General features: G+C 71.1%; 6 protein-coding genes. All 6 read right to left on the bottom strand.

All coding sequences use genetic code 11. From position 1 onward, the window contains the following. Positions 1-52: 52 nt before the first annotated feature. The 6 genes from tatC to ACWGH4_RS32220 all read right to left on the bottom strand — a co-directional run bounded on the left by tatC (position 53) and on the right by ACWGH4_RS32220 (position 4,115). Positions 53-1,009 (bottom strand): twin-arginine translocase subunit TatC, encoded by a 957-nt coding sequence (gene tatC, locus ACWGH4_RS32245; protein ID WP_441265395.1) that lies wholly within the window; start codon positions 1,007-1,009, stop codon positions 53-55. Positions 1,010-1,056: 47 nt separating this feature from the next. Further along, entirely contained in the window at positions 1,057-1,350 is a 294-nt protein-coding gene (tatA, locus tag ACWGH4_RS32240) for a Sec-independent protein translocase subunit TatA (protein ID WP_159693640.1), read from the bottom strand. Positions 1,351-1,596: 246 nt separating this feature from the next. Continuing rightward, positions 1,597-1,794, bottom strand: coding sequence for a hypothetical protein (locus tag ACWGH4_RS32235; protein ID WP_453467108.1), 198 nt, complete (start codon positions 1,792-1,794; stop codon positions 1,597-1,599). 44 nt (positions 1,795-1,838) lie between these two features. Then, positions 1,839-2,111 (bottom strand): CpXC domain-containing protein, encoded by a 273-nt coding sequence (locus ACWGH4_RS32230; RefSeq protein WP_364600450.1) that lies wholly within the window; start codon positions 2,109-2,111, stop codon positions 1,839-1,841. Continuing rightward, the gene (locus tag ACWGH4_RS32225) at positions 2,111-3,109 is read right to left on the bottom strand and encodes a helix-turn-helix transcriptional regulator (RefSeq protein WP_453467110.1); all 999 of its coding nucleotides are present in this window, start codon (positions 3,107-3,109) and stop codon (positions 2,111-2,113) included. Before ACWGH4_RS32225 ends, ACWGH4_RS32230 begins: the two co-directional genes overlap by 1 nt. A 46-nt stretch (positions 3,110-3,155) precedes the next feature. Then, a complete protein-coding gene (locus tag ACWGH4_RS32220; RefSeq protein WP_307705508.1) occupies positions 3,156-4,115 on the bottom strand; it encodes a helix-turn-helix transcriptional regulator in 960 nt (319 codons plus the stop codon). Between the last annotated feature and the right edge of the window lie 64 nt (positions 4,116-4,179).

The raw sequence follows: 4,179 nt of genomic DNA, 5'->3' as shown, positions 1-4,179 counted from the left end.
GGGCCCGCCGGATCGGCGGGCCCCGCTGACGGGCCTGATGGCGTCTGTCGCCTCAGGTGATGTCGTCGTATCCGTTCAGGCGGTTCGTGCGGCCGCCGTCGGCCTCGCCGGTGGCCTGCTCGGGCAGCGCGCGGGCCGTGGCGGAGACGGGCTCCACCTCGCCGAGCGCGGCCGGCGTGAGATCGATGTCGGACGCCTCGTCGTCGTCGAGCTCCGCGTCGGGGTCGTTACGGCGTCGGCGACGGTCGTTGAGCATCGAGAATCCGACCGCGAGGAAGTAGAGCAGGATGATCGGCCCGGACAGGGCGACCATGCCCAGCGGGTCGGTCGAGGGCGTGGCGATCGCGCCGAAGACGAAGATGCCCATGACGGCGCCGCGCCACCAACCGAGCATCCGCCGGCCGGTCACCATCCCGGTCAGGTTCAGCATGATCAGGAGCAGGGGCAGCTCGAACGAGAAACCGAAGATCAGCACCATCCGGACCGTGAAGTCCAGGATCTTGTCCACGCTGAGCAGGTTCTCTGCGGGAGCGGGTGTGATCGAGAGCAGGACCTTCATGCTGACCGGCATGACGAGGTAGGCGAAGTACGCGCCGCCGGCAAACAGCGGCGCGGCCGCGGCGGCGAAGTAGTAGCTGTACTTCTTCTCGTTCTTGTGCAGGCCGGGCGCGACGAAGGCCCACATCTGGTAGAGCCAGACCGGGCAGGAGACGATGATGCCCGCCATCAGCACGACCTTGACGGTCGTGGTGAACGGCGACAGGAGGTCGGTGTAGACGACCCTCGCGCAGACGCCGCCCTTCTGGGGGCCGTCCCCGACGCACTCGGGCACCGGTGAGGTGAGGAACTCCATCAGCTCCTGGCTGTACGCCACCGCGGCGACCGAGGCGATGACGATCGCCAGCATCGCCTTCGCGAGCCGGTTGCGGAGCTCACGAAGATGGTCCGCGAGCGGCATGCGCCCCTCGGGGTCCTTCTCCTTCTGTTTCGAGCGGGCAGGCTTGAGCAACCCACGTCCTCATCTCGTGCGGCAGGCCACGGTCACGTGACCTTGGGTCAGCGCTGGGGGGTGTCGGTGGGCTCGCTCACGGGGCGGGCGCTGGTGACGTCGCCGGGCGCCGCCTGGATGGTGCGGTGCGGGGTCTGGCTGTCGCCCTGGGCCGGGTCCTTGGGCTCCGCGGGGGCCGCCGCGGGCTGCCCCTCGGACTTCATCGCCTTGGCCTCGCTCTTCAGGATCCGCGCCGACTTGCCGAGCGAACGCGCCATGTCCGGAAGCTTCTTGGCGCCGAACAGCAGCAGGATGAGGAGCGCGATGATGATGATCTCGGTGGGCCCGATCTGTCGGAACATAACTGTGTCTACCTTCTCACCGAGGCGGCTTGGGGCTCTGGCTGCTGACCGCGGTAGGACAGGCGTCCGAACCGCGACCGGCAGCGATCGTAACTCGCACGGGTAAACGCATGGCAATCCCCGTGCGTACTCCCGTCAGCGGTCGGCGCCTCATCACCGGTGCCGCCACCAGCAGCGTACCGCCAGGGCCTGCGCCGCAGCAGGGGGCGTCAGCGGTCTCCGGCAGGGCTCGAGCGTCGCGTCGGCTCAGCGGAGGGTCTCGCCCGAACGGGCCAGGGACGTGGCGGCCCGCTCCAGGTCCTCCGCGGCCTTGTTGATCCGGTCCGTCGTGCGGGCGACCTCGCTGCCCAGACGCCGGGCCTCGATGAAGACCCGGACACCGAGGACGCCGAGGACGGCGATCCCGAGGAAGCCGAGTGCGATGGCGAGCATGGGCCAGAACATGCGCAGAGCCTAGACCGTTCCTGGAGCGGTTTCCGAGCGGGACGTCACACGGTGGAGTGCAGGCGCAGTGTCCGCACCCCGCCGCCGGTGAGCAGTTCCACGATGCGTTCACCGGCCGGCTTGCGGACCGCGGAGCCGCATTCGGGGCAGGTGAAGGAGTAGAAGGTGGTGCGGCGGCTGCCGCCTATCGCCAGGCGCAGGGCGCCGGCGGACAGCTCGAACCGGGCCCGGCAGTCGGGGCACGCGGCCCGGAAGAGCACCGGCCCGACACGGGCGGGGACAGGGGTCATCGCCGGAACACCGGGCGTCACGGTCATCAGGCGCCGGCTCCCTGTTCTTGGCGGTCCTGGTGCTCCGGGTGCTCCCCGTGCCCTTCGCTGTACTCCACGGCCTCGTAGGCGGCGAGCGCGTCGCGCGCTGCCGTGCGGGCGCTGTCCGCGAGGTCCTGCGGCGACACGATCCGGCCGTCCCTGCCCAGCCGCAGCGCCAGCCGGCGCAGCGAGGCGGGCGACGGCGTACGCAGCGTGATGCGCAGACCGCCGTCGGGCAGTTCCTCCGCCAGGTCGTGCGGGTAGTACTCGGCGACCCAGCGTCCACCGGGCGCCACTTCGACGACGACCTCGGGATCGTCGGCGGAGGGCTGTACCAGGCCCTCGGAGAGGTCGCGCAGCTCGATCTCGGGCGGCGCGGCGGGGGCGTCGAGCAGCCGGATCTCCGCGACCCGGTCGAGCCGGAAGGTGCGGCGCGCCTCCGAGAGGCGGCACCAGGCCTCCATATAGGTGTGGCCGACGGCGAAGAGCCGGATCGGGTCCACCTCGCGCTCGGTGAGCTCGTCGCGCGCCGGCGAGTAGTACTTCAGCCAGAGCCTCCGGCGCTCGGAGATCGCCCGGTCCACCTCGGCGAAGACCCCGCCCTCGGATTCGAAGGTCACGGAGAGCCGGGAGGAGGCGCCCGCCGCCTCGCCGGCCGCGCCTTCGATCTTGGCGGTGGCCCGTACCAGCGCCTCGCGGTCGCCCTCCCGCAGTCCGGGCAGGGTGGCGACGGCGCGGGCCGCGACCAGCAGCGCGGTCGCCTCGTCGGCGGCGAGCCGCAGCGGCTCGGCGGTGGACTCGCCGGACGCGTCCGGGTTGCGCCACCAGATCCGCTCGCCGTCGGTGTCGATGTCGAGCAGGTCACCGCCGCGGAAGCTCGTCCCGCACATGGGCAGCACGTCGAGGTCGGAGATCAGCTCGTCCTCCGTGATGCCGAAGGCGCGGGCGACGTCCGCGATACGGGCGCCGGGGCGCTCGCGCAGATACGTCACCAGCGACAGCATCCGCCGGGTCTGGTCGATGGCATTGATCGCCACGTCGTGCGCCCCCTCAGCCCTTGGCCACGGCGCGCAGCCGGTCGACCACGTCCGCCCGCAGGTCCGCGGGCTCCAGCACGACGACGTCCGGGCCGAACTCGACGAGCCAGGCGTCCAGACCGTGTCCGTACGGGATCTCCAACTCGTCCCACCCGTCGCCGAGTTCCCGCACCTCGGTCGCCCTCGAGCGGAGCGGGTAGCCGCAGTCGGTACGCAGCCTGATGCGGGCCGACCGGGTCGCCGTCTCCCCGGCCCAGCTCTCGACGGTCTCGCGGACGGTGACGACGTCGGGCACCGGCGCGGTGAACGCTCCGGAGCGTGACGTACGCACCTTGCCGGTGATGCGCGAGAGGCGGAAGACCCGCTCGGCGCCACGGCTGCGGTCGAAGCCTGCCAGGTACCAGTGGCCCCGCCAGCACTCGAGCGTCCACGGTTCCACATGGCGCTGCTCGGGGCGGGCCGAATTGGCCTTGCGGTAGTCGAAGAGGACCGGCCGGCGGTCGCGGCAGGCCAGCATCAGCGGTTCGAAGGCCGCCTCATGGACGGGGATACGCGGTTCGAGGGCGCTGTGGTGGAGTTCGTAGGCGTCCTCGGCCTCCGGCATGCCGGCGGCCCGCAGCTTCTGCAGGGCGCCGCTGGCGGCCCCGGCGAGCCGCGCCTGCTGCCACACCTTGGCGGCCAGGCCCAGGGCGGCGGCCTCCTCGGCGTCCAGGGTGATGGGCGGCAGCCGGTTGCTGTCCCGGCGCGCGAGATAGCCGATGTCCCCGTCGAGGGACTCCACCGTCTCGATCACCAGGCCGAGTTCCCGCAGATCGTCCTTGTCGCGCTCGAACATCCGGTTGAACGAGTCGTCGGAACCTGCTTCGAGGTAGGCCTCGATGGACCCGCGCAGCTCGCGCTTGCTGAGGGGACGCCGGGTCCCCAGCAGACACAGCGCCAGATTCATCAGCCGCTCGGCCTTGGCAATCGCCATCGACGCCCTTCACCTCTTTTATGAAATCCCTTACGCCCGTCGACCGTACCGCCCCGGGGTGTCC

This window comes from Streptomyces sp. NPDC054847 (genome assembly GCF_053610925.1).
This window is presented reverse-complemented; position numbering and strand designations above follow the sequence as displayed.

Bases quoted from the DNA above. Each gene is read 5' to 3' on its own strand.
- tatA (WP_159693640.1), bottom strand. From the start codon at position 1,350: ATGTTCCGACAGATCGGGCCCACCGAGATCATCATCATCGCGCTCCTC.
- ACWGH4_RS32235 (WP_453467108.1), bottom strand. From the start codon at position 1,794: ATGTTCTGGCCCATGCTCGCCATCGCACTCGGCTTCCTCGGGATCGCC.
- ACWGH4_RS32230 (WP_364600450.1), bottom strand. From the start codon at position 2,111: ATGACCGTGACGCCCGGTGTTCCGGCGATGACCCCTGTCCCCGCCCGT.
- ACWGH4_RS32225 (WP_453467110.1), bottom strand. From the start codon at position 3,109: ATGCTGTCGCTGGTGACGTATCTGCGCGAGCGCCCCGGCGCCCGTATC.
- ACWGH4_RS32220 (WP_307705508.1), bottom strand. From the start codon at position 4,115: ATGGCGATTGCCAAGGCCGAGCGGCTGATGAATCTGGCGCTGTGTCTG.